Source organism: Paenibacillus sp. J14, from assembly GCF_000518465.1.
Lineage (GTDB): Bacteria > Bacillota > Bacilli > Paenibacillales > Paenibacillaceae > Fontibacillus > Fontibacillus barengoltzii.
Window position 1 is genome coordinate 1 of sequence record NZ_JADQ01000035.1, and the last position, 26,419, is coordinate 26,419.

Annotated in this window: 19 protein-coding genes and 3 pseudogenes; 6 read left to right on the forward strand and 16 right to left on the reverse strand. The window is 52.0% G+C overall.

Features of this window, described 5'->3' with window-relative positions; translation table 11 throughout:
• Window positions 1-192, forward strand: a pseudogene (locus M891_RS25830) (DDE-type integrase/transposase/recombinase); the annotation flags it as partial.
• Between the two features lie 131 nt (window positions 193-323).
• Here M891_RS25830 and M891_RS25835 read toward each other — a convergent pair.
• The 7 genes and pseudogenes from M891_RS25835 to M891_RS0113965 all read right to left on the reverse strand — a co-directional run.
• A pseudogene (locus M891_RS25835) lies at window positions 324-419 on the reverse strand (antibiotic biosynthesis monooxygenase); the annotation flags it as partial.
• Between the two features lie 242 nt (window positions 420-661).
• Window positions 662-3,610, reverse strand: a complete 2,949-nt coding sequence (locus M891_RS0113935; protein ID WP_028539276.1) for an SIR2 family protein — start codon at window positions 3,608-3,610, stop codon at window positions 662-664.
• A 1,139-nt stretch (window positions 3,611-4,749) separates the two neighbouring features.
• Entirely contained in the window at window positions 4,750-5,229 is a 480-nt protein-coding gene (rlmH, locus tag M891_RS0113945; RefSeq protein WP_028539277.1) for a 23S rRNA (pseudouridine(1915)-N(3))-methyltransferase RlmH, read from the reverse strand.
• Between the two features lie 176 nt (window positions 5,230-5,405).
• On the reverse strand, window positions 5,406-5,573 hold the full coding sequence (locus M891_RS24985) for a CxxH/CxxC protein (protein WP_009223395.1): 168 nt from the start codon (window positions 5,571-5,573) through the stop codon (window positions 5,406-5,408).
• A 177-nt stretch (window positions 5,574-5,750) separates the two neighbouring features.
• Window positions 5,751-7,172 (reverse strand): CAP-associated domain-containing protein, encoded by a 1,422-nt coding sequence (locus M891_RS0113955; protein WP_028539278.1) that lies wholly within the window; start codon window positions 7,170-7,172, stop codon window positions 5,751-5,753.
• 130 nt (window positions 7,173-7,302) lie between these two features.
• On the reverse strand, window positions 7,303-9,000 hold the full coding sequence (locus M891_RS0113960) for a glycerol-3-phosphate dehydrogenase/oxidase (RefSeq protein WP_028539279.1): 1,698 nt from the start codon (window positions 8,998-9,000) through the stop codon (window positions 7,303-7,305).
• 103 nt (window positions 9,001-9,103) lie between these two features.
• The gene (locus M891_RS0113965; RefSeq protein WP_028539280.1) at window positions 9,104-10,372 is read right to left on the reverse strand and encodes a S1C family serine protease; all 1,269 of its coding nucleotides are present in this window, start codon (window positions 10,370-10,372) and stop codon (window positions 9,104-9,106) included.
• Between the two features lie 404 nt (window positions 10,373-10,776).
• Between M891_RS0113965 and M891_RS0113970 the strand changes: the two genes are divergently transcribed.
• The gene (locus M891_RS0113970) at window positions 10,777-10,986 is read left to right on the forward strand and encodes a hypothetical protein (protein ID WP_016314543.1); all 210 of its coding nucleotides are present in this window, start codon (window positions 10,777-10,779) and stop codon (window positions 10,984-10,986) included.
• 173 nt (window positions 10,987-11,159) lie between these two features.
• Window positions 11,160-11,681: pseudogene (locus M891_RS0113975) on the forward strand (6-phospho-beta-glucosidase); the annotation flags it as partial.
• A gap of 42 nt (window positions 11,682-11,723) precedes the next feature.
• Here the strand turns inward: M891_RS0113975 and M891_RS0113980 are convergent.
• The 3 genes from M891_RS0113980 to M891_RS0113990 are packed head-to-tail and all read right to left on the reverse strand — an operon-like array spanning window position 11,724 to window position 14,861.
• Window positions 11,724-12,569: a carbohydrate ABC transporter permease gene (locus M891_RS0113980; protein WP_050769681.1), complete on the reverse strand. Its 846-nt coding sequence runs from the start codon at window positions 12,567-12,569 to the stop codon at window positions 11,724-11,726.
• 1 nt (window position 12,570) lies between these two features.
• Window positions 12,571-13,461, reverse strand: a complete 891-nt coding sequence (locus M891_RS0113985) for a carbohydrate ABC transporter permease (RefSeq protein ID WP_009223388.1) — start codon at window positions 13,459-13,461, stop codon at window positions 12,571-12,573.
• Window positions 13,462-13,496: 35 nt separating this feature from the next.
• Complete coding sequence (locus tag M891_RS0113990; protein ID WP_232228347.1) at window positions 13,497-14,861, reverse strand: ABC transporter substrate-binding protein; 1,365 nt, start codon at window positions 14,859-14,861, stop codon at window positions 13,497-13,499.
• Window positions 14,862-15,125: 264 nt separating this feature from the next.
• Between M891_RS0113990 and M891_RS0113995 the strand changes: the two genes are divergently transcribed.
• Window positions 15,126-15,887 (forward strand): response regulator transcription factor, encoded by a 762-nt coding sequence (locus tag M891_RS0113995; protein WP_009223386.1) that lies wholly within the window; start codon window positions 15,126-15,128, stop codon window positions 15,885-15,887.
• On the forward strand, window positions 15,884-17,656 hold the full coding sequence (locus M891_RS0114000) for a sensor histidine kinase (protein WP_028539284.1): 1,773 nt from the start codon (window positions 15,884-15,886) through the stop codon (window positions 17,654-17,656). The genes M891_RS0113995 and M891_RS0114000 overlap by 4 nt, the downstream gene beginning before the upstream one ends.
• 54 nt (window positions 17,657-17,710) lie before the next feature.
• Here the strand turns inward: M891_RS0114000 and M891_RS0114005 are convergent, their stop codons facing one another.
• Window positions 17,711-18,592 (reverse strand): AraC family transcriptional regulator, encoded by an 882-nt coding sequence (locus M891_RS0114005; RefSeq protein ID WP_051417006.1) that lies wholly within the window; start codon window positions 18,590-18,592, stop codon window positions 17,711-17,713.
• A 136-nt stretch (window positions 18,593-18,728) separates the two neighbouring features.
• Here M891_RS0114005 and M891_RS0114010 point away from each other — a divergent pair, with 136 nt between their 5' ends.
• Entirely contained in the window at window positions 18,729-20,126 is a 1,398-nt protein-coding gene (locus tag M891_RS0114010; RefSeq protein ID WP_028539286.1) for a family 4 glycosyl hydrolase, read from the forward strand.
• A 244-nt stretch (window positions 20,127-20,370) separates the two neighbouring features.
• Here M891_RS0114010 and M891_RS0114015 read toward each other — a convergent pair whose 3' ends face one another.
• The 5 genes from M891_RS0114015 to yycF form a co-directional block, all read right to left on the reverse strand.
• Window positions 20,371-21,177, reverse strand: coding sequence for an MBL fold metallo-hydrolase (locus M891_RS0114015; protein ID WP_009223382.1), 807 nt, complete (start codon window positions 21,175-21,177; stop codon window positions 20,371-20,373).
• Window positions 21,178-21,186: 9 nt separating this feature from the next.
• The gene (gene yycI / locus M891_RS0114020; RefSeq protein ID WP_016314548.1) at window positions 21,187-21,936 is read right to left on the reverse strand and encodes a two-component system regulatory protein YycI; all 750 of its coding nucleotides are present in this window, start codon (window positions 21,934-21,936) and stop codon (window positions 21,187-21,189) included.
• Between the two features lie 329 nt (window positions 21,937-22,265).
• Window positions 22,266-23,648: a YycH family regulatory protein gene (locus M891_RS23955; RefSeq protein WP_051417008.1), complete on the reverse strand. Its 1,383-nt coding sequence runs from the start codon at window positions 23,646-23,648 to the stop codon at window positions 22,266-22,268.
• Window positions 23,645-25,468, reverse strand: coding sequence for a cell wall metabolism sensor histidine kinase WalK (gene walK, locus M891_RS0114030; RefSeq protein WP_028539287.1), 1,824 nt, complete (start codon window positions 25,466-25,468; stop codon window positions 23,645-23,647). The genes M891_RS23955 and walK overlap by 4 nt, the downstream gene beginning before the upstream one ends.
• Window position 25,469: 1 nt before the next feature.
• The gene (yycF, locus tag M891_RS0114035) at window positions 25,470-26,189 is read right to left on the reverse strand and encodes a response regulator YycF (protein WP_028539288.1); all 720 of its coding nucleotides are present in this window, start codon (window positions 26,187-26,189) and stop codon (window positions 25,470-25,472) included.
• Window positions 26,190-26,419: the final 230 nt, after the last annotated feature.

Consider the following 26,419-nt stretch of genomic DNA (forward strand, 5'->3'; position numbering starts at 1 on the left):
AAAACATTCGACACGGCCAAAACACCCGTTGCCCGGTTAATCGAATTGGGCGTGCTACGACCAGAACAAACCCAACGGTTACAGGCGTATCAGACTTCCCAAGATCCGCTTGCATTACACAATCAGTTGGAAGCGCTGCTTTCCCAACCCGTGACGCCTGCCTCCGCTACGCGCCCAGTGGAGGCTATGTAACAGCCTCCACTGGGTAACAAAATTACGTGAGTGAACCATTATCCTTCGGTAACATTTTTATATGAGTTGACACGATGGGGAGAACGTTGGCATCGATTCGAGAGATTCCCAATAGGATTCCGTAATCCCCAAGCCATTTCGGCATGTCCCTGATCCCCTTCTGTTCTTTCAAATGTGAAAATAACCGCGTAATAAGGGGGCTCCAGTGTCCTTGCGATTCCGCTCATAAGTCCCTTCCGAAAAAAGTTATGGATGAATGATTTGATTATAATTGCATAAGCAATCAAGTGTTTTTCATAAGGTTCCCCCTGACGGACTCAATGCTTTTACCTGCAGCTTTACAAATATCTAATCGTTCTATGGTTTCGTCACCGTTGTACGAATGACTATGTCAAGAGAGTTTTCAGAACCCTTAAAGATGAAGTTTATAAAATTATTAATATGCCTCCATAGTGTTCTTTCATTTTCATTATGTCGAAAAATAATCCAAAAATATCTCGATATATCTTCTATCTTTTGTGTTCTTAATGCGTTCCTTTAGCATATCAATAACATGAGGGCGCATGTGTTCATTTTGAGCAATCTTCCCTAACAATACATCATCATAGTTTTTCAGCCATGAAGGCCTAAACTTAGTGAAATCGAATGATTCAGGACTGACGAACATATCATATTCGTCGTCGACACCCCGATAGTCTTTCATTCTAATATCGGTCAACTCTCCAAGGAAGTAAAGAATACCAAATTGCACAAAATAATCATTGTTTCCAGATAGTTTGATAAGATTCCTTTTTCTATCTTCCAAAACTTTCAGTTTCCAATCTTCCATATATTCAATAATCAAATCTTGATATTCTGAAATATTCTCAATTGCACCAATTATAAAACCGTCAAATAATCCAGCAATATCTTCTACTTTTTTTAGACCTAAGATATGGTTTCTTGCATCGCTTGATAAGATTGGCAACAAACGATATATGAAATCAATCTGATTCTTCGTTTCTTCTGAAAGAGCTAGTGCATACTTGGACAATTCATACGAAACATACGTATTATCAAGATGTCGGATTAAATTTCCGAAATAACCTGAGCTTAGGCCATTTGTTGATTCTTCAGAGAACTCGCAATTTATATGTTTATAAGCTCGTTGTATTAGAAATTCTTCAAGGATGGGAATTAATTCATTAAGCTTTCCACTTCCTACAATAAGTCTCTGGCAATACAAGTATCTCTTCCCGGTATCCAAATCCCTTTCTGGAAAATAAAATAACAATGCCTTAAATATTTTTATAAGCGCTTTCGCAGAGAGTTTTACGTATCTTGCGAAATAAAAAGCAACCTTAGCTTCTGAGATCAATTGTGTATAGAAAACAATATCCATGTCATTATTGGAGAACTGCTTAATAATCTCATCGGCAATTCGTATCAAATATTCTTCGATTTTCTCTCTGTCTCGAAATTCGAATCGTTCGATCTTACAAACACGTTCGATGTGCTTAATGTCATCAATACTGAAAGATCTCACCACATTAACAAAGTCATAATAATCAACATAGAAACCTGACACTCCCATAGAGATTCCAAATTCATCGATATCACGAGTTTTATCATACTCTGCTTTTTCAAATAGTAACATCAGTGAGTTTCTCATGTATTGCTTGAACTCTTTAAACGCTGCTAGCCACAGGCAATTTTCATACAGGAAGCGGAGGTTTTCGTTAAGTCGGCATTGTACCTCAACGTCAGACGTCAGACTTCCAAAAGAATAAGTACCTTTGCTCATTTCGGAGCGGACCTTATTAGTCAATTCAAATAGCTTGACTATATCATCATATAAAAATTGGTGGTCACTAAGAAATTCAAGAATTCGGTATTTCTGCTGGAATTCATATGGCATACCACCGTAGACATCATCAATATTGAAATTTTTCATTTCCCTTTCAATTCTGCTTATAAATTCATCCGAAAATGGCTTAAATATTCTTCCATACGCTAGAATACCAATACTCTCAAGTTGCTTAGTTGCTTGTGTAATGCTCTGATATAGTCGATATCTGTTTATCTGCGATAGGTAATGTATCCACCAATTTGATTCATCTATTGACCTTAAAAGTATATCTGAATAGAGGTTGTATGCGTCTTCCCATTTGCCAAGACATGCTAAGTAAAACGCTCTTCTGTAATCATCTTCAAGATTGCTTGATGCTAATTTGATAATTCGTTCCATTTCGTCATAATTGCCATGGTAAGCCGGACTTTCGATACTAAATTTAGTTGCAATTCTGCTACCCGCATTCTTCAACATACAGAGAATACCGTTTCGTTCAAAAAAAACTATTATTTCTTCAAATTTCTTCTTGAAATTTTTGGAAAGGTTATTTTGTCCTTTTTCTTTGAGCTCAAAGAATCGCTCCATATATGGGAATCCCTTGTTCTTGTTTCGAACAACTAGACCATTCACTTCAAAATGGTAATCATATTCAAAAACGTGTTTGAGATCAAGCTTCCGAACAGACTGTAGCAGAAACAATGGGCTTAGCTTTTTGTAAATGTATTCAACGACTTCATCGTCTTTTGAAAGTAGTCCATTTTCTCTTGACTCAATGAGAAGATCCATTACTGCACTATAGCGCTTCATGTATTCCTTTTCGTCACTCTGTCCAATACTGGCCGCATCAATGATGCGAAGTCCTTTGCTTTCATAATATACAGCAGTGTTTTTTTCAATTGGTTGAGGATCTGTCCTAATAAAAAAAGGTTTGATATATTCATCATTCTGTAATTTCTTGACCCAGTTAAGCAACAGTTTGATATTATAGTCCCCTAAACCGTATCCTATGAATACGATGGTATGGGTAGCCATAATTGTCTTCATGAGATTACTAATCAGTGGATAATTGTGTTCGTAATTCAAATAGTCGATTTCCTTCAATACGACATTTTTTCCTTGGTAACCACGTCTGAAATCACCATGCACTTTTAGCAAATATCTAGAGGAAGTCGCTTTCGCAACATCCTCCTCGGCGCTCACCACACTGAAATACCGTCCTCGTTTCCAACATGCCGTTTCAATCAAGTTATCGTAGTTTGTCGTGATGATATGCACTGGGTTCATAGCAAGAATCTTATCATGTATTGGATTTATAGGCCTATCCACTGAAAATACATCTTCAAGAATTCTATCAAATTCTCCTTGGCCTTTCACATCGTAGAAGATCTGTGGAATTAGTAAATATTCGTCGGATGAATATTGGCTTTCCTTCGGTCTTCCGTATAATTCTATATAGAATTTATCCACCAATTCCCACCATTGCGGGTACCCTGAAAGTGTTGAAAGCCCTGCACCAACGAAAAATACTAGTTTTCCATTCCTCGAAGCTTCTGTCAAATCTTCAATGTACTGATGCAGTTTCTCCATATGAAATCCTCCTTTTTTTGTTAGTAACATAAGGGTTCAACTTGTTTTGAAAACTTTTTCGAACCCCTTGACTCTTTAGAGTCTGAATGAATATACAGAAAGCAGATAGTATCAACTATTTCTTCTTGTGATGCGGCTCTCCGCGCTGGCTATCACAGCAAGTTTCCTTTTCTTATCGTCATTTTCAACTATTGATTCCGATTGATTCATACACTCACCAATTAATCCATCAATTTCGGAGATGGGGATCCTCTGCTTTACAACTATTTATGATACGGCTCACCTTATCACTTAAACGGCGAATTATAGAAGTGTCAAAAACATCTTTGTTTACGGCTATTCACACGGATTAATTGTAAAGAAAGTGATTAGGAACTCTTAGGCGCATAGTAAAGGAGAGGGGCTGCGCACACCCCTCTCCTTTACTATGCGCCTATTACCAGTGCCTCTGAATGAAGTGAAGCAATAAGCCAGCTGTTAGACTTATTACCACTCCAATCAGATACTGCTCAATGATATCGCGCATCTTGCCTTTGTTCTTCCGTTTCCTTCTCATACGTAACCTCCATGAGTTCATGGGGTACGTACCGAGACTAGGGCAGAACATGATTTTCAAATTACACTCCTGTAGAAAGTAAATTACCTACTCTTCCACAATACCTTTTGACCGACTTCTTCGTCATCTCCTCCGCTCTTAACGAGCGCATTCACCAAGCTTCGCCTGGTATCCTTAGTCCCCAAACAAGGGGTATTTAGCTGACTCATGTTATTTATGAGTCACTCCTCAAACTGCACTAGCCTACGGACTTACCCGTAGTTTAGTATAGGGACATCAGTCCCTATTTACATTATATCTCTCAATTTTCCGACAGGCAATCTTCAGCAAGTTCAGTAACGGTCGTGGCAAAAAGTTCTAGCCTTGATCGCATAACAACACAACAAGTCCGGAACACACCCCAAGCAAGGAGGACTCACCACTATGACCTTCGCCATCAGCGAAAACAGGGAAGAAAGCAATCGTCACCTACATCAACGATCACTTCGACCAACACATGTCCAAGTTCCCCTACGCCAAGTACCAGACGGAGCCGCTCGACCGATGGCGCGAGTACCCGCTAGCCGGGTGTGAAAATTTCGACTCATTTGTGATACGGCTCCCCCCGATTGATCTTCACCGCGCGATAAATCTGCTCGGTGAGCACCAGGCGCATGAGCTGGTGGGGCAGCGTCATGCGCCCGAACGACAGCCGCTGCTGCGCACGGCGGAGTACCGCATCGGCGAGCCCGTGGCTCCCGCCGATGACGAACACGACATGGCTCGTCCCGTAGGTGCCGAGCCGGTCGATCTCCGCGGCCAGCTCCTCCGAGCTCCAGAGCTGGCCGTCAATCGCGAGCGCGATAACATGCGCATCGCTCTTGATCTGCGCGAGGATGCGTTCACCCTCGCGCTCCTTCACGCCGATGAGCTCCGCCTCGCTCAGCGTCTCCGGCGCTTTCTCGTCGGGCACCTCCACGACTTGGAATTTCACATAAGGCGCCAGGCGTTTGGCGTATTCCGCAATGCCCTGGACCAGATATTTTTCCTTCAATTTGCCAACCGCCACGATTTGAATCTGCACCGTAACACCCTCCGTTATCGTCCGTCCAAAGTCCATAAACTCAGATATCTAAAAAAACAAGCGGGGCCCGCATCCCATGCCGTCGCCCCGTTTCTTTGTGTCTCATTCCGTTGTGTGCCTCGCCAGTCACCTGTCAGTCACCTGACACCGGTCCAGCACCTTCACCTGCCCCGCACTTACACCACCAAAAACCGCGCCTCCTGGTCACATTCCTGACATTTCACCGGCGGCTCCCAATCAATAAACTTGGTGTGCTCCAAATCGACCACATCCGGGGCATCCTCAAACTCATCCACGAACATATCGATGGCCAGTTCCACATGATCTTTGCAAACGACGTACATAGTCAAAGCATCCTTTCTCTGTACCGCACTCCTGCGGCCGACTTACGTATTAACAGGTTGTCCTTTATCTTTTCTACCATACTCCGTGCAAAAAAGGAACCGCCCCCGTCACTTCCGGCAAGCGGTCCCTCCCCTGCTGGCCAACCCAACCGAACAGGCAGAGAAGGCCGAACAGGTTTACAACGGCGTATAGAAGTTTTGCGTGTAGTACGTTCTGTAATCGCTGCTGCTGAGCCCATCTACCGCACCCACACCCAGCATCGTGAATACAGGCTCCAGCATATTCTCCCGGTGACCCCAGGAGTTCAGCCAGCCATAATGTCCGTCGATGGCATCCAGGTAACCGGCGGCGATATTTTCACCCCAAGCCCGGAACTGCGGAATCCCGCGAGCCATCATGCGGTCACCGGCCGACTTCCCCTCAGGATTATCATGCTCAAAATAATTCCGTTCCGCCATATCCCGACTATGCCCGCGCGCCACCTCAGCCACCGATTCATTCCAGCTCAGCACGCCTAAGCCTCGTTGCGCCCGGAACGAATTGGTCAGGTCAAAAATCTCCCGCTCCGTCGCCTTAAGCGACTCCGGTGTATTCGGCGCATACACATGGCTCTCCGTAAACTTTTGGTCCATCAGCAGCACGCCGTCCACGCGGTACTTCTCGTGCTTATCCAAATACAGGTTGATGTACAACCCTCTCGGCGTATACGTCTCGACATACTCCCGCGGCGGACGCTCGCTCTTCTTCCAAATACTCGCCAGGCTGATCCGCAGGTTCTCCAGCCCTTTCTCCGCATCAGGCGCAAACTGCCACTCGTCATGATTACCAAACAAGCCAACAACCTTGCCGTCCGCTACGCCAACCTGCGTATAATGCTTGTAATCCTTATTATAGATGTACCATTCCAGTCCATAGTTCGTAACATCCTTGCGCGCCGGCTCGCCGAGCAGCTCAATCACGCGTTCTGTCGAATCGCCGATACCCACGCCCTTCAGCTGGATTTCCGGTTTGATCAAATCCGGGCTGGTCGCCTTAGGCAGCGTCAGCTTCAACCGATACAGGAACGTCTGCGCTTCCGCCCGCGACAACGCATCCTTAGGCGCGAAGCCTTCCACACCGGCACCATTCTTCCCTTGAGCCAAGCCTTGTGCCAGAATCCATTGGACTGCCTCATCTTCACTTAAGCTCTGCCCATAAAAAGCCGCCATCAACCGAGCCACGGAACCGCGTGTAATCGGCTCATTCGGCTTATCGCTCACCGGCCATGCCAATTCAGAGGCCAAGTTGTAATATGGCGTATACCAGGCCTCCTGCTCTTTCACCTGATCCAGCTTAATCTCGGGATAGGCCCGCACCAGCATGCTTAGAAACTCCGCTTCCGTCACCGACTGTGCTGGGCGGAACGTGCCATCCGGATACCCGTCGGTCACTCCATTGTTCTTCGCCCACATGACATTGTCATACGCCCAATGGGTTGCCGGTACATCTTTAAAGTTCACCGCAGCCGCTTGTACCGCGGATCCCGCAGCCAACCAGGCGGCTCCGACCCCCGCGAGAATCACCAATCCGCGAATCCCGCGCTTCATTTCATTCTTCATGAACCCCTGCCCTCTTTCCATCCTCGATCTTTTGGCTTGCTCTTTTCGATGTAATTCGACAGATCGAGGAGAAAATCCTTGCAGCAGTTTTTTACATTTATTTGCATTTACATGCTGATTATCAAATGATTTACTCTTCGTTTATAGGGAAAACCGCCTCCGTCAACGCCTGCTCCAGCTCCTCCGCCCGCCGGCGCTTCACGTCCTCCGGCCAGTCGAAATACCGGGCCATCGCATCGACGACCGGCTCCTTCCACCGCCGTACCCATGCGATATCAAATAACAAAGCCCCTGTTCTCCGCACAAAAAAATCCACCGGCGTCATCGCCATCTCCGCTTCCAGGGCATACCTCAGCGGAACAGCCACCTCCAGCGGGAGCCGGGCTGCACCGGCCGAGTCGGCTGGCTCGCCCGTAGCCGCAGCATCGTCGGCCAAAGCCAACAGCCGGTCCACGTTGGATCCATATCTAGCCGCCCATTTAGCGGCAAGATCCTTCGGGATGCCACGCTCCGCCGCTTCCAGCGCCTTGCGTGCCACGAAGCCGAGCAGTCCCTGCGAGCCGCCCACCTGCCCGCCGGAGATCGGCAGCAGCCGGGTTGCGCAGGGCGTGAAGCTCCGGCCGTATTCCCGCATCAGCTTGGCGGCCACGCGGTCCACGACCAGCTCCGCCATCTTGCGGTAGCCGGTCAGCTTGCCGCCAGCAATCGTGATCAGGCCGGACGCGGACTCCCAAATTTCATCCTTGCGGGAAATTTCCGAAGGCGATTTGCCCTCCTCGTAGATAAGCGGCCGCACGCCGGCCCAGCTGGATTCCACGTTCGCCGCCGTGATCGCCAGCCCGGGAAACATGCTGTCAATCGCACCCAAGATATAATCGCGATCCGCCTCCGTCATCCGCGGATGATGAATCTCGCCGTGGTACACTGTGTCCGTTGTGCCCACGTAGGTCTTGCCATCGCGCGGAATCGCAAACACCATGCGGCCATCCGGCGTATCAAAATAAACCGCCTGCCGCAACGGAAACCGCCCCTGGTCGAACACCAGGTGCACGCCTTTGGTCAGCTGCAGCATTTTGCCCTGCTTTGACCCGTCCATCTCGCGCAGCGCATCCACCCACGGGCCCGCCGCATTGACGATCTTCCGGGCGCGCAACTCATATGTCCGCCCCTCGGCCAGATCCGTCACCTCAGCGCCCACCAGCTGCGCGCCTTCGTACCGAAACCCGGTCACCTTGGTATAGTTGACCGGCATCGCTCCACGAGCCGCTGCTTCCTTGAGCACTTCAAGGGTCAGACGGGCGTCGTCCGTGCGGTACTCCACATAGTACCCGCCGCCCAGCAGACCGTCTTGCTTCAGCAGCGGCTCTTTCGCCAGCGTCTCCGCCGCCGACAGCATGCTGCGCCGCTCCCCGCGCTTCACCCCCGCGAGGAAGTCGTACACGCGCAACCCCAGCGACGTGCTGAACCGGCCAAACGTCCCGCCCCGATAAATCGGCAGCAGCATCCATTCCGGCGTTGTCACATGCGGGCCGTTCTCGTAGACGATCGCCCGCTCGCGCCCTACCTCCGCCACAACGCCGATCTCCAGTTGCTTCAGGTAACGCAAGCCGCCATGGACTAGCTTCGTCGAACGGCTTGATGTTCCCGCGGCAAAGTCCTGCATCTCCACAAGACCCACCCGCATCCCCCGCGCCGCCGCATCGAGGGCGATTCCAGCCCCGGTAATCCCGCCGCCCACGACCAACAGGTCCAGCGGCTCAGCCGGATTGGCCATTTGCTCTAACAGGTGACGCCGATCCTTACCCGAAAACGAATAGGTTCCGTTCATCTCCATCCTCCTTCAGCTCCCCGCAAAAAAAGAGATTCCTCCCCCACTCCAGTCGCTTCTATCTACGTCTGTCATGACTTCGGAATCTCTCCATGGAATATGTTTATTCGTTATCGTCTAATCCTTGTTCGATTTCCGCCTCCGACGGCTTATCGGTCAGCTCCAAGGTCACTTTCTCCAGCTTGCCGTCACGGTAGTACGTAACCTCCAACTCATCCCCGATCTTCTTATGCTCATACAAGTACCGGCGCAATTCCAACGTCGATTTGATCGGTTGCTTGTCGAGCTGGGTAATGACATCGTTTAATTTCAGTCCCGCTTTCAGCGCTGGGCCATGGGCCTCCAAGACGATCACTCCTGCGGTGACATGGTTCGGCAGGTTGAGATCCTCACGCTGTTCGTCAGTGATCGGAGAATAGCGGTTGTTGAGGTCCAACGTGTACACGCCCATATAAGGACGAACTACCTTGCCGTGCAGGAGCAAATCGTCGACCGTCTTCATCACTTCATTCACCGGGATGGCAAAACCCAATCCCTCAACGCCCGTATCGGAAATCTTCATCGTATTGATGCCGATCAGCCGGCCGTTCAAATCAACCAGCGCTCCGCCGCTGTTCCCCTCATTAATCGCCGCGTCCGTCTGGATCACTTCCTGCTCCCAGTCGTACACGCCATCCTGGTTCAGCGACACCGGAATCATCCGGCTGGTATAGCTCACGATGCCGGAGGTCAGAGTCCCTCCAAGGCCCAGCGGATTGCCGACGGCAATGACCGTTTCTCCGGCCCGCAGCTTCTTCGAATCACCTAGCTCGATCACCGTATCGATGCCTTGTCCGTCGATGGCCAGCACCGCAATATCGTTGATCGAATCCTGTCCGACAACCTCTGCCTTACGCGAGGCTCCGTCGCTCGTCACAATTTCCAGATCGCTTGCACCGCTAATGACATGCGTATTCGTTATAATGAAGGCCTTTCCTTTCTCCTTCTTAAAAATCACACCCGAACCCAGCGCCGCCTGCTCCGGATCGCCATCCGACAGCTCCCCATGATTGAGGATGCTCACCACAGCGGGCGCCACTTTGGCCGCCGCCGCGCTGATCCGGTCATAAGGATCGCCGGCATCCGAGAGCAACACCGCACTGCTGGTTGCAACATGGCGGTTCGATGAAGAAGGAAGCCCCGTAATGAAACTGAATAACAGCACGGCCACTACCGCACTAAGAACGGAAGAGATTAAAGAGATCTGCAGCGTGGACAGCTCCAGGCGATGCCTACGCGGCCTACCGCGCCAACGCCGCAAGCTGCCGCCTTCGGACAAGCGCATACGCCCCGGAACCTTGGTGGAATAAAAGTCATCGTCAAACCATCCCATCTCTATTCTCCCCCTCCATCATGCCTTCCCAAAAGGCCTGGCATCGACATGCCATCTGCCCCAGGCAAAGATCCCCTTCAACTTTATGCCATTACAGCAAAGCCATATTCATGCGTATCCTTAATTTTATTAACGTCATGAACCGAAGATAGGTTGCCTGGAATTTGAGAAGTTTACCGCTTTTTTTTCTGAAAACTGGAATGTTTGACCTTGCCCATGACTACACTATATTAATGCGATAGATTGATAGATTTATTTTACCATATTTTGATGGTTTAGAAGCAGATTTCTATCAGGGAAAAAACGGCAATTTTACCCACATCCCGTGGGCTATACCCATCGCAAACCAAAAGAAAAATCATTCAACCGTGTGCCTTGCACGGCTGCCTGAAGGAGGTAATCAGATGGATTCCTATTATTCCACGCCGATGAACGAAGTGAATGTACTCGCCAAGCTGGCGGATATGAAGGAAGAGCATTATCACCAGCTCGTGACCTTAAGCGCCATCATGGAGTTGCTTATAGAGAAGGGCATCTTAACCCGTGAGGAGATCGAGAAAAAAGCGCTCGAAATCGACGGATTTATGACCCCGCCCCCCTATCCCACCGTTTAAAGTGGATAACCAGCCAGCCCTGATCCGCCTAGCGTGGCGAAAATAAGGGCTGGTTTTTCATTTTTTAGATGTGATCTTACATTACATAGGACAGCCGTAAATCCCCAACTCCTTCTCTGACAACCCTGATTTGCGGCACCGGCACGAACGCGGCCGGCTGCAACCCGTATCCCGTGAAGAGCATCGGCCTTTGTAACGCTCCAATCGGCTTAATCAAGCGAGTATCCAGTAAGTACGGCGTGACCCCGGACCGGGTGTATGCGGAATTCGTTGGCCTGAATCACCTGCACTGGTTGAAGTATTTTTACATGACGGACGAAATGCTCGAGGAGCAGTTGGAATCTCTGAAGAAAGGGGAAAACCGCGCCGAGGTCGTCAAGCGCGTTGAAGAAGAGCGGTTCGAGCTCTACAGCGATGTCGAGCTGAAGGAGAAGCCGAAGCAGCTGGAGCAACGCGGCGGTGCTTACTACTCGGAGGCCGCGGTAAACCTGATGTGTTCGCTGTATAACGGTAAGAACGAAATTCAGACGCTGAACGTGGCTAACAATGGCATCCTCGATTTTCTACCGGACGACGCCAGCATCGAGGTTAACTGCGTGGTCACCCCGCTGGTTCCATCCGTCGGCGTCGCCATCAAGTTGCTCGATGAAATGCTGGAAGCGAACAAAGAGTATTTGCCGAACTTCTTTAAATAAGTCATTATCCCCTCCGGTTTTGGACGGAGGGGATTTTATTTTTTACCCCTTCAACCCCGTTGTCGAAATCCCCTCAACGAAGTATTTCTGAGCTAGGAAGAACAGCAGAATGCACGGTACGATGCTGACGACCGACATCGCGATGACCTGGTTCCAGGAGACCGCGGACGAGGCGTCCAGCGACAAGCGCAGCCCCAGCGACACGGTGAACTTCCGCACGCTGCTGATGTAGATAATCGAGTTGAAGAAGTCGTTCCACGTCCACATGAACTGGAAAATCCCCACCGAGAAGATCGCCGGTTTGCACAGCGGCAGCAGCACCCGGGTCAACACCGTAAACGAGTTGCACCCGTCGATCGTCGCCGCTTCGTCCAGATCCCGAGGCAAGCCGCGGATGAACTGGATCATCAGGTAGACGAAGAACGCGCCGGTGGCGAAGGCCGCCGGGATGATAAACGGCAGGTACGAATCCAGCCACCCTAGCTTATTAAACAAAATGTACCGGGGAATCATGATCGAAGCGTTGGGCAGCATCAAGGTGGCGATCATGATGGAGAACAGCAATGTCTTCAATGGGAAATGAAACCGAGCGAACCCGTACGCCACCAACACGCTGGAGAGGATCGTAAACAACACGGTTGGCACGACCAAGATAAACGTGTTCACGAAGAAGTCCTGGAACCCGTATTGGCCCGTGCCCTGCCAGCCCAGTGAGTAGGCATCCCACACGTAGCTGCTTGGCAGCAGCTTCGTTGAGCCAAAGATGTCCGCATTGGTCTTGAACGAAGAAGCGAACAACCACAGCAGCGGATACACCATGATGAAACCGAGCACGATCAGAAAGAGGTAGTTCGCCCATGTTTTTTTCAAACTAACGCCTGCTCTCATGTCATCGCCCCCCATCCTCATAATGCACCCAGCTGCCCGAGCTCTTGAAAATAACCGCCGTCACGCCCATGATGATCACGAACAGCACCCAGGACAACGCCGACGCATAACCCATGTTGAAGAAAGTAAAAGCTTCTTCGTACAGCTTCAACGCGTACAGATAAGTCGATTTCAGCGGTCCCCCTCCGGTAATGACAAAGGCACCGGTGAACTCCTGGAACGCATTGACCATCTGCATCACCAGGTTGAACAAGACGATAGGCGTCAGGAGCGGAATGGTGATTTTGAAGAACATTCGCGTTTTGGAGGCGCCGTCAATCGATCCGGCCTCATACAGTTCGCTCGGAATTTGCTGAAGACCGGCCAAAAATAACACCATCGAAGAGCCGAACTGCCACACGGTCAGCAAGCCCAGCGTATACAGGGCCACATCCGGGCTGCCCAGCCAATCGACCGGACCGAGATGGAGCCGGGCCAACATGGCGTTCACGACCCCTTCCTTCATGAACAGGAAACGCCAGAGGACGGAGATCGCCACGCTCCCCCCCAGGATGGAGGGGAGATAATACACCGTGCGGAAGAAGTTGATGCCCTTCAGCTTCGCGCTTAGCAGCATGGCGATAAACAAGGCGAAGGCGAGCTTGACCGGAACGGCCAGCACCACGTATATGCCAGTGACCTTCAGGGACTGGTAAAACTCCGGGTCCCCCGTAAAAATTTTGACGTAATTGTCCCAACCCGTCCATGTCGGGGCGCTAACCATGTTGTAATTCGTAAACGAGTAATAAAACGAAGACAAGAACGGATACAACTGGAACAGCAATAACCCGATGATCCATGGCGAAATGTACAGCAGTCCGACATACTGATAGTTCCGCTTGCGTTTAATCATGACGGACCCTCTCCCTCCTACCGCTTACGACCTGTTTATTGAGTACGGTCTTTAATTTCGGCCAATTTGGACGTTAAGCTGGCGATCAGCTCGTCGGCGGCCTGCTCCGGCGTGGCTTTGTTATAGCTGACCTTCTGAATGACGTCCTCAAGGATTTTTGCAACCTCCGAGTTGTTAGAGATGCTGTTGTCCACGAGACCCGCGTTCTCGAGCCCCAGCTCCACCGCATTCGTAATCGCCGGATCGATTTTGCCGGCTTCCACGGCAGCTTGCTGCGACGACTTCACAGGCGGAATCGAACGGACACTGCCCAGGATCACCGCCGCTTCTGGATCGTTCATCAACCAGTTGAGGAACTTCACGGCTTCTTCTTGATGTTGGCTTTTTTGGCTGACCGCGAACAGCTGCGACGGACGGACGACGACGCCGGTGTTTTTGGCATCCTTGGCGATCGCCGGGAGCGCCGTTACAATTTCAGTTCCTTCCGGCAGTACCGTCTTCAACGTGGGCAGCGTGCTGCTCATCGACGTGGTCATCGGCATTTCTTGATTGATCCATTTCGGGTTCTGATCGAGCTTCCCGAAGAACAGGTCGGCTTCACCCAGCGGCTGGTACACCCCCGCTTCCATCGCCTTCTGCAGCCACTCGAAGCTGGCTACCGCATCTTCCTTCGTAAAGCCTACGGTATAGTCCTCTTTGATCCATTGCTCGCCCGTACGCTGCTTCAGCATCGTCCGGAAATCCTGGGTTAACGCCGCGTGGTCGGCCAGCAGCAGGTATTTACCGCTGTCGGCTTCATGCAGCTTTTTGCCTTGCTCGTAAAGCGTATCCCAATCCCATTGAATGTCCGTCGGGATGCCTAACTGATCGGCCAGCGTCTTGTTGATGATCAAGCAGTAGGCGTTAACGCCGGTTGGCACTGCCACCAGCTTGCCGTCATAAACGCCGAAGTTGTCCAGGAACGTCGGATCGAACCCCGTGGCATCGAAATCTCCCACCGTCTTCAGATCGACGAAGAAGTCGCCTTTCGTCACCAGTTCCTGGACCCACGGCAGGTCGAGCTGCATGATGTCAGCCGAAGTGCCGCTGGTCAGCTGGGTTTTGATCTTTTGCTCGTATCCGTCAAAGCCCTGATATTCCGCCTCGATGGTGACATTGGGCGCGATTTTCTTATACGCCTCGATCGCCTCCAGCGTAGCCGCATGACGATCCTCGCCGCCCCACCAGCTGAAACGCAAGGTCACCGGATTCCCCGTATCCCCGGCATTCTCGCTTGATCCGTTATTGACTGAAGTGGAGGTGTTGTTTGCCGCCTCGTTCCCTCCGGATGAGCAGCCGTTCAGAAGTGCGAGAAGGAGTGCCATGGCCAAGCCCAGCGCCCAAACTTTTTTTCTTCCCATCATTCATTTCCCCCTTAGGACTCACTAAATTTGTAAGCGCTTTTATTATAAAATCGGCTTCGGCCCTTCGATAAGGTAGCTGTCCTTAGAAAAAGGTATCACATTTCGCGGAAATTTTACTCCAAGGTATCTTCTTGTTATAAAAAGAATCGTTTTTTCACATGTTTGCGGTCCGTTGTTTAAACGCTTACAACCAATTTCGGGCGATCTGCTATAATCGATGTATGCCATTACATTTGACTTCATAGAAGCCGGGGTGAGCGAATGTATAACCTGTTAATCGTAGATGACGAAGCGGAGACGCGCGAAGCGTTGTCGAGTTATTTTCCGTGGAACGAAGTAGGCTTTCAGGTCGTCGGCCAGGCCAACAACGGCCAAGAAGCGCTCCGTTTGATCGCCGAAGGCGAGCGCGTTGACATCGTGCTGACCGATATTAAGATGCCCGTGATGTCCGGGATCGAGCTGGCCGAGCAGCTGTACAACCACCGGCGGCAGATTAAGGTCGTCTTTCTCAGCGGATACCGGGATTTTGAATATGCCCAGCAGGCCCTGCATTTTCGCGTCATCAACTACATTCTGAAGCCGGCCAAATATCATGTGCTATTGGATGTTTTCGGCAAGATCAAAGAGGAACTGGAAGCAGAGGCTGCTGCGGAAAACCAAGATCTGGGGCCGAACCCCTCCGCACCCGGACAAGGCGGCGAAAGCCTCATTATCCAGAAGATCAAGGAATACGTCAAAGCCAACTATAAAAATGCCTCCCTTGAGGAGGTCGCGAGGCTTGTGCATATGAATGCCAACTATCTTAGCTTCTTTTTCAAGCAAAAAACCGGACAAAACTTCTCCGACTACGTGCTGCAGACAAAAATGGAAATGGCAGCCGCTCTGCTTCGGGACGTGAGCTACAAAACCTACGAAATCAGCGAAAAAGTCGGCTACAGCAACGCCAAAAACTTCACGCGGACGTTTAAAAGCTATTACGGTCAAACGCCCAGCGAATTCCGAAACGGTCCCTCGAGCCCATGAGAGATAAATATTTCGCCAAACAGCTGACCGCGTTTCTTGTTCCGCTGCTCGTGCCCATCGTCCTGCTTGGCTCGCTTTCCTTCCTGACGACACAACACGACGTCAAGCGAGACATCAACCAGAACAGCAGCTTCCTGCTTCATCAATCGCAGACCCAACTGGAGATGATCCTAAACGAAATCGATACGCTGTATCTGGCGCTTTACGATAATACCGCGATCTTCAACGAACTCTCGGCCGTATTGAAAAATCCGCATTACACCTACGAAAGCTCCACTTCATACCGGATTATCTCCAGCTTCCTCAACGGATTTACGAGCGCGAAACCGTATATCCAATCCTTTTACCTGTACGTCGACAACCCGTATCAGCGTTTCCTGTCGTCGGTGGGGGGACTGGTGACGCTGGATCATTTTTATGATACCGCTTGGTATGATGCTTTTATGGACTATACCGGACCGCCGGCCAAATGGACGTCGCGGCGGAACATCAAGTTTTACGATTTCGAATCGGACGCGACGCCGATTGTCACTTTCTATAACGTGCTGGTACCGCAGAAAATCGCAATCATCCTGAACATTAAGCCGAAGTATATCGAAAGCATTTTGGACGATATCACCAAGTACCCGGACCAACAGCTGTTTGTGTTGGATGAGGAAAACCACATCATTTTCTCCAACCACCACGGCGGTAGGCTGCAGGAGAGTGATATCCGGTCCATTGCCGAAAATCCAGCGTCCTTCTTCGATATGGACACGCCCCAGGGCAAGGTGAACGTGACCAAAGTTGAATCCGAACGGTACAAATGGAAGTACGTCTCGGTGATCCCGCACAGCGAGTTGTACAAAACGCCAACGCGTATTTTCAACTACACGCTGGTGTTCGCTGCGATCGCGGTCGCCTGCGGATTTGCGTTGACGTTTTACCTGATCCGCCGCAACTATAAGCAGCTCAAGATGATTCGCACCTTGATCAAATCGGCCGACGACAGCTGCGTGCCGTTGAAGCCGCCTTTGAAGGTTCGGGACGAATACTCCTATATCATCCAGAACATGATCACCCATTTTATCGAACACCGGTACATCAAAACCCAGCTGCTGGAGAAAAAATACCGCCTCCAGGTCATGGAGCTGCTCGCGCTGCAATCGCAGATCAATCCGCATTTCTTGTACAACACGCTGCATTCGGTGTATTGGGAGTCCGTGGCCTTGACCGGCAAGCCGAACAAAGCCAGCGAGATGATCGAGGACTTGTCCGATATCCTCTCCTACTCGTTCAGCGACCCGACCAAAATCGTCACCTGGGGCGAAGAAATCGCTAACACCGTCAGCTACGTCAATATCCAGCGAAAAAGGTACAAAAACAAGTTCGACGTCCAGTTCGACTACGAGGAGGAGATCACCCGCCTGTACACGATCAAGCTGGTGCTGCAGCCTTTGGTTGAGAACAGCATCTACCACGGCATTAAGGAAAAAGACGGACATGGCCTGATCAAGGTGAAATTCCGGCGGAAGGAGGATCGGCTGCTCATTACCGTAATCGATAATGGCTGCGGCATCCCGCCAGAGGAGCTGCGCCAGCTCGTGGAGCGGCTGCATTCCGACGAGGAGCGGACGGAGCATGTCGGACTGTATAATACGTGCAAGCGTTTGAGATTAACCTATGAGCACGAATTTACCTTCCGGATGCGCAGCAAGCCGGGATTGGGCACGATGGTGGAGTTAACCGTGCCCGCGGTAGAAGAGCGGCCGTTGACCGAGCGCGAGTGAAGAGCGGCGATGATGCGGGTTAAGGTCGTTACGTTAACCTGTACCACTCCCCTTTTACCGCACCCCCGCCCCGCCGCTGAGCATCCGCTGCTCGCGCCGGTAGCTTTGCGGCGACACCGCCTTGGCCTTCTTGAACACGCGGCCAAAGTGGGTGCCGCTTTGATAGCCAACGCGGTACGCGATCTCGGTCACAGGCAGCTCCGTTTCGCGCAGCAGCGCGCAGGCTTCCTCGATGCGGACGCGGTTAATGTAAGCGACCAGCGTCAGCCCGGTAACTCTGGGGAAGAGATGGCTGAGGTAATACGGGCTGAGATGAAATCGATTGGCGAGATCGCTTAAGCTGAGATTCTCATCGTAATGCGCATTGATGTAGCGGGCGACTTCAGCAATTTCCCGGTAGGGGCGTTTCCCGCCCCCTTCTTCCCCATCATGGTTTGGCCGAGCGTTCGCCAGGCGCAGCAGGTTAAGCAGCAACTCAGCCAGCAGCAGTTGGCAATATTCCTCATATCCGCCTGCCTGCTGCTTCTGCTCTGCCAGCATACGAGCTAACAGCTGTTGCACAAGCTGCTGCTCCTCGGCGCTTAAACGCAGAACCGGATACTTGGCAAAAAGTTGCTCCAGCTCTTCCTCCCTCCCGGGCAGCAGCGCGCTCACCACCTCCGTACGGAAATTCACCAGGATCCGCTCATGGGGCTGCGACAGCTTCCCCGATGGCGATGTCTTGTGCAGCACATTCACCGGGATCAACACCAGATCGCCTGCACCGATGCGATAGATTTGATCCTTGATGAAATAACACCGTTCCCCGGACACCAGATAATAAATCTCCCACGCATCGTGAAAATGCTCCCCATCCATCGAGAACCGCCCGGGCTGCTTCGCTGCCTCGATGAACAGCATCCGGCGAATCGGCGCTAACTGCCCTTCCAACGTCATTCTGCTCCCCTCCCAACACGCTCGTCTCTCGACAGCAAAAAATGTAGAATTCCAGCTCAAATTAACAAAATCCGTGCAGTAACTTTTCTATTTTTGCTCTATGTTTATTGTAACATCAATCAAGGGAGTGAACGATATGCAAGAAGCCACAATGGTTAAACATTTGAAGATCGCTTATATCGGCGGCGGTTCCCGCGGCTGGGCCTGGGGATTAATGAGCGACTTGGCTCTGGAACCGGCGCTTTCGGGACACGTGGCCTTATACGATATCGACTTTGAGGCAGCCCAAGCAAATGAGATCATTGGTAACCGTTTACAAGATCATCCTGATGCGGTGGGACGCTGGCGTTACGAAGCGGTGCAGACATTGCCAGAAGCGCTCAAGGGTTCCGACTTTGTCATCATCTCCATCCTTCCCGGAACGTTCGAGGAGATGCGCTCCGACGTGCACGCACCGGAGGCTTACGGCATCTACCAGTCTGTGGGCGATACCGTCGGCCCGGGCGGAGCGATTCGCGCGCTACGCAGTATCCCGATGTACGTAGAAATCGCCGAAGCAATTCGCGACCATGCCCCCAACGCCTGGGTCATCAATTACACGAACCCGATGAGCGTCCTGACCCGCACGCTGTACGAGGTGTTCCCAGGCATCAAAGCCTTCGGCTGCTGCCATGAGGTCTTCGGCACGCAGGAGCTGCTTGCCGAGATGCTGGAGGACATGACGGGGGTAACCGGTGTCCGGCGCCAAGAGATCGAGGTAAATGTGCTGGGGATTAACCATTTCACTTGGCTGGACCGTGCTTCCTATCGCGGTACGGACCTATTCCCGCTATATCAGGCTTTTGCCGAGAAATATGCCGAAGAAGGCTTTAGTACCCATGGGCAAAAAGACCACTGGATGAACAACAGCTTTGCATCCGCGAACCGCATTCATTTCGACCTGTTCCGCCGCTTCGGCCTGATCGCCGCTGCCGGTGACCGACATTTGGCCGAATTTATGCCAAACACCTGGTATCTGCGGAGCCCCGAGCACGTAAAGCAGTGGAAATTCGGCCTGACGACCGTCGACTGGCGGATCAACAATCTGCAGAAGCTGCGGGAGCGCAGCCGCCGTCTTGTTGCCGGCGAGGAGACGTTCTCGCTCAAATCCAGCGGCGAGGAAGGGATCGCCATGCTGCTTAGCTTGACCGGTGCCAGCGCCCCGATGATCACCAACGTCAACCTGCCGAACCGCGGTCAAGTGGCTTCACTGCCGCTGAACGCCGTCGTGGAGACGAACGCCGTATTCGGTGCGAACAGCGTCCAGCCGGTGATGGCGGGCAGCTTGCCGGAGGACATCAACAATCTGGTTACCCGGCACGTCTACAACCAGGAGACGATTCTGAAAGCAGCCTTAACCAAGGATCGCGACTTAGCCTTCCGCGCCTTCCTGAACGACCCGCTGCTCTCCACCTTGACTCCTTCGCAAGCGGAGGAGCTGTTCACAACGATGCTGAACAACACCAAGGCGTATTTGCCGGGGTGGGAGCTATAATAAAAACGACCGCCTAGGGATCCCATCCCAACCAGGCGGTCTTCTTGTCTACGCGGTAAATGTATGCGAAAAATCGAATACATTTCGCCAGTTTCGGCGATTTCAACCCAATCTATTCGATTTTTCATACACATTCTTGCCTCGAAAGGTCAATCGGCCCGATTCTATATGAAAAATCGAATACAATTCACCGTTTTCCTCTATCCGCAACACATTATATTCGAAAAATCATATACAATATATGCTAACGCTCGCTTACCACATCCCACGGCGTCGGCCGATCATAGTACGTGTCGCATAGCTTGAACTCACTGTCTTTGAAGAAGCAACCGCGATCCTCCATGGCGCTGCGAACCGCCATCTTGGCTAGATCAAGCATATTGTGCTCGCGGCTGAGGTGAGCCAGATACGTCCGCTTCAGACGGCCGTTCAGAATTTCGCTCATCAGTTCCCCGGTCGCGTCGTTGGACAAGTGACCCAAGTCGCCGAGGATGCGCCGCTTGATGTTCCACGGATATCGTCCCATCCGCAACATCTCGATATCGTGGTTCGCCTCAAGCACCAGCACATCGGCATCATATATTGCTTCCTTCACCTTGTCGCTGGCATAGCCCAGGTCGGTGCACACGCTCAGCTTCTCCTTGCCGTCGTAGAAGTTGTAGCCCACCGGCTCGGCAGCGTCATGCGAGATGGCGAACGATTCTACACGGAGCGAGCCGAAATCGCGGGTTTCCCCGGTCCCCAGGATACAGCGTTGGTCGTCTGCGAGGTTCCCAATCGCCTTTTCCATAGCGGCCCACGTCTTCTCGTTGGCGTATACCGGAAGATTGTATTTTCGCGCCACCGCACCTAAACCTTTGATATGGTCCGAATGCTCATGCGTAACCAGAATGCCTGTCAAATCCTGCCCGCTTACCCCGCGCTCCATCATCAGCTCCTCGATGCGTTTGGCGCTAAAGCCGGCATCAATCATCAGTGTGACTTCCCCATTGGCCACCAGTGTTGCATTTCCCGTCGAACCGCTCGACAGCACCGAAAATCGGATCCCCATAGTCTCCCATTACTCCTTCGTTTTCTCTGTATTCGGACTAATGACATCACCGCTGATGCCCTGTACGTAATACTCCTTACCGCTCTCCAGCATAAATCGCCACGCCGGAGCTGCCGGCAGATGCGCGTCCGAATCGAACACCTCGCCGTAATAACCCAGTTCAACCTCCGTGACCACCGAGCCTTCCGGCAAGAAATTCTCAATCAGGTTGCCCAGCGCCTTGGAGGCGGAGAGCACACGCTGCGGCTTCTCCTCCTCCGGATAACTGATCTCAATCGCCCGACGCTGGTACGAAATGATCTTCTGATTGCTGCCCAGCAGCTTAAGCTCGATTTTGAAAAGCGGCCATTTCCCGTCCACCAGCGGGTGCAGAACGAACACGTCGGCGCTGCTCGCTACTTCATCATAGCGGTAATCCCCGATGTCCGGGATGCTGCCCTTGAGTGCAGCTGCTAACTCCCGCGGCGAAAAAATCAACCTGCTGTCCACCGGCACCGGCAACTCGACCATCTTGCCGCTTTGCGCATCGTCTAGGAAACGGTAAGCGATTTTGGGCAGCTCCGGCGTTTCCGTCGGAATTTTGGCCAGCACGCGAATATTCTTCTCGTCCATTGCCTGCTGCGTGTTATTTTCCAGGGCGGTGATATCCAGGTTGGAGTCGGCCTGCTCCCGCAGGTCGTTCCACAGTTGATAACCCAACACCAGATTCAGCAACAAGAAGGCGTAAATCAACACGTTTTTCGCCCGTCCCCAATCCATGGTTCACCCCCCTTTCGTTAAAATCATGTTCACATCAATTTAACGGACCGTAGTGACGTTAATGATGGTTTTCCCGACGATTTCCCAACCGAACGGACTCCAGTGACCTTATTGCCCCTCAAGTGAAGTACCTTGCTATCGTATCAACCGAATAGCGTCTTCTGGGGCCGTTAGCGTGAAGAGCCATCAAGTTTTCGTCCTAATAACGGCGCCTGAGTCCGTTAGAAGAACGTGTTTATCGTCTACATCTCAGACCTACACTACCTTCACCCTACCACCAGCACCAACCATGAACATCTGCCTCGGCATCACACAACCCCATGGGAGCACTAATTCGCAGCCGTGCTGGAGCCATCCCCAGCTTCGTCAGTCTCATCAGCTTCCTCCACATCTGCTCCTGCCTTCTCCACCGCTTCCAAGGTGAGCACCCGAGTCGCACCGTTGCTGAGCTCAACAACCCAAGTTGGCTTCAACAGCAGCCCTTGCTCGGTGAGTGAGGGCAGGTAGGCCGGATACAAGTTAGCAATACGCGCTTCCGCCTTCAGCGCCGCGATGCTCTCCCGCAACGCCTTGCCGCCGGGCAGAGAGACGACTTTCTTCTCCCAATTGCCGCCGGAGCCGTAAATCAACGACCGTTCATAGCCGGTGATGGTGCCTTGACGCATTTCCAACGAGATCGCTCCGTAATGGAACGTCGACAGGTCAAGGATCGGGAAAGAGCCAAATTGCCCTGTGCCGTAATACTGCTGGAACACCACCCGATGCTGGTCTTCCTCAACGCCTTCCGTCGTTTGCTCCAACCGGTAAGTTCCATTCCAGCCGCCATGTTGGTTGACGAAGTCAATCGCCGACAGCACGTTCTTGCTTGGGCTGTTCTCGCCCGCTGAAGGTGCGGCCGGATCGGTGTAGTTGATCCAGTTTCGGTTCTGCTTGACCTGAAGGCTGCGTTTACTGTCGGTGTAGATTTCGGAGCCGTCTTTCTCCCGGATGTACCGGGTGATGCTCGGATCAAAGAACAAGCTTCGCTGCATCTGCTCCGTCGTATATAACCCGATGTTCAAGCCGGTTTCAACCAAATCAATCGACTTCTCGGGGACATAATACCCATCCGTTAACGTGTACGGCACCCAATCCTTACCGAAATCCACCTGTTGCTGCACGTCCTGCACCGTCAAGTCGGCTTTCGTTGCCTCGTAGACCACATCGCCTCGCGAGCTAAAGAAGAACACCCGCACCTGATCGTCGCTGCCCGAGTTAAAGATCATCAACCGGTTCACGCTCTCCGCATCAAACAACGGGTCCGGTGCGATCTGCATCACCTTCTGCAGCAGTTCTACAGGAACGCCTCCGCCAAAGTCCAGTTCCACCCCGATATCCTTGCTGCGAATCTCCGTCCAATTCATATTATCGATGTCATAGCGCTGGAACCCGTCGAACTGACGGCCCTTCAGCCGGTTATAAATCAACTTGTAGAACGTCGAATCCGGATAAAACACGGTGTGCCGTTCCTCACCCAAATGCACGGCGATATGCGCCGGAAAGAGCATCACATCGGCTTCCAAGGTGGTTCCCATGTTCTCCGTACGGATATAGTCACTCTCCGACTTGACCACCGGATTGCTGCCCGGCAACTGATAGATAAGAAAATAACTCTGTACCAAACTGCACGCGACCAGCAAGGCCAGCGTCAGCGATTTGACCTTCTCTTTCACCGCGCTTCGCCTCCTTGCTTCTCCGCCGGCAACGTAAAGGTCACCTTCGTGCCTTTGCCCAATTCGGACTGCAGAGAAATGGTCCCGCCGTGGGCTTTTACAATTTCCCGGGCAATGGATAGGCCGAGGCCCGTCCCGCCCATATTCCGTGAACGCGCCTTATCCACGCGATAGAACCGTTCAAAAATCCGGTCCAGATCCTTCTTCGGAATCCCGATCCCGTTATCCTGCACTGAAATGGCCAGTTGGCGGTCATCGGTTAAACGAGCTTCTAGCGCTATGACTCCGCCCTCCGGCGTATACTTCATTGCATTGGAGAACAGATTATCCAGAACTTGGTCAATCTGGTCGCGGTCAATCCAGGCCGTGTCCACGTCACTGGCAATAAACAACGTGGGCTTGATCTCTTTCTCCTGCATCTGAAAAGAAAACCGATCCACCACATCCTCCAGCATCTCCATCACGTTCGTCGGCTGCTTTCGCAGTTCGGCCTCATGCGAGTCGAACCGCGACAAATGCAGCAGATCTGTGACCAGACGGATCATCCGCTCGGTCTGGCTCTGAATCACGGACACGAACCGCGGTCCAAGCTCTGGATCCTCCATCGCGCCATCCTCCAGCGCCTCGGTATAGCTCTTGATCGTCGTCAGCGGCGTCCGCAGCTCATGCGATACGTTCGCGACAAACTCCCGCCGCGACGCCTCCAGCTTCTCTTGCTCGGTAACGTCCTGGAGGACGGCGATCGTGCCAATGATCCCGATTTCCCGCCGATGGATCGGTGTAAACGTCACCCGGATCAGGAAGACGTCACCGTCCGGCCCGGTATTCTCCAGGATCGTCGAATGCATCGTTCCTTGCTCCAGCACGTCCCGCTCCTCATCTGGGAGGTTCAACAGCGACATGATATCGGCCCGATCGAGATCCTTATCCGATGTCCCCAGCATCTCGCTCGCACGCCGGTTCATCAGGATGACCCGGCCGGTCTCGTCGGTGGCGATCACCCCGTCGCTCATGTTCGTGAGGATCGAAGCGAGCTTCTCCTTCTCTTCCTCGTTCTGCGCCAGCGCATCGCGCAAACGGCTGGTCATGTAGTTAAATGCCTTGCTGAGTTGGCCGATTTCGTCATTGCCAAGCACCGGCATTTTCTGATGGAACTGCCCTTCAGCCACCGCCGTCGCCCGCCGCGTCAGCTCCTTAATCGGCGAGGTGATCGTATGCGCCAAAATCACACCTAATACCGCCGTCAACCCCAGCGCCAGCAAGATCCCGGAGATAAAAATATTGTTAATCCGCTCCATCGTACTGTACAGCTCGCTCATTGACGCCGCAATGTAAATAGCCCCGACGATCTTCCCGCCGCTGACAACGGGCTTGGCGACGACCTTCTTCCGGACGTTGTCCTCGTCGATGATATACTCCTCGTTATCGCGGATGCCCTGCAGAGCCCGGCTGACGACGGTCTGCGTGTTCTTCGTGCCGACGTAATCGGCATGGGAGGGCTTGGACGTCGTCAGCACCTTGCCGCTCGCATCGAGCACCTGAATCTCGGCCCCGCCGATATTAAACAAGTTGTTAACCAATACACGCAAATTCTCTAACGATTCCTCCGCCGACTCTCCAGTCACGCCCAGGTTTTGTGCCGCCAACACGGAGAGCAGCTCCGCTCGCTCCTGCAGCTCCTTGGTAAAGTTGCTGGTCAGCGAGGTCTTCATCGCGCTCACGAAATACACCCCGATCAGTTGCATGGCAATCAGGATGAGCAGCACGTAAATAATAATCAGTTTTGCCTGGATCGTGCGAAAAAAAGAGGGCAGATTCATTCTAGAGTCCACCCGCCTTGGAGCTTCGCATCATATACCCCAACCCGCGCCGCGTCAAAATGTATTCCGGCTTGCTGGGGTCCTTCTCGATCTTCTCGCGCAAGCGGCGAATCGTCACGTCCACCGTGCGAACATCACCAAAATACTCAAAGCCCCATACTGCTTGCAGCAAGTGTTCGCGGGTCATCACTTTACCTGAGTTCTTCACCAGATAATGCATTAACTCGAACTCCCGGTGTGTCAGGTCCAGCGGCTCGCCGTTCTTATAGACCGTATACATATCCGTGTCGATAAACAACTCGAACAGACTGATGCCCTGCTTCGTGTCCTCCGCACCTTCGGCCGCTGCGGCAGCCTTCTGCTGACGCCGCATCTGCGCCTTCACTCGAGCTAACAGCTCCCGGGTACTGAAAGGCTTGGTCACATAATCGTCAGCGCCCAGCTCTAAGCCCAGCACCTTATCGATCTCTCCGTCCTTCGCAGTCAGCATGATGATCGGAGTCTCGAGCTTCGCCCGCACCTCCCGGCATACGTCCATTCCATCCTTGCCAGGCAGCATCAAGTCGAGCAGAATCAAGTCCGGTTGTTCGGAGAAGGCCAGCTGAGTGGCCTCAATCCCGTCGAAGGCAAGCACGACCTCATAGCCTTCTTTCTCCAAGTTAAATTTTAAAATATCCGCAATGGGTTTCTCGTCATCCACGACTAGAATTTTTCCTTGCATGAATCAAGTTCACCCCAACTTTCAGCCATGGGCTTTTGCTCCCTCTATCTTACCATATCTGGCACCGCATCAGCTATCTTCGGAGACGGTAACGATTGACAGCACGCTTTCATCTCCTCCCTGTATACCTTTTACTGTCGCCTGTCTATGCGATTATCCCCTTGGCTCAGAGAGAAGATGGATCGATAGAATCCCATTGCTCTTATTTCCACCGCCTGATGAAACGGGAT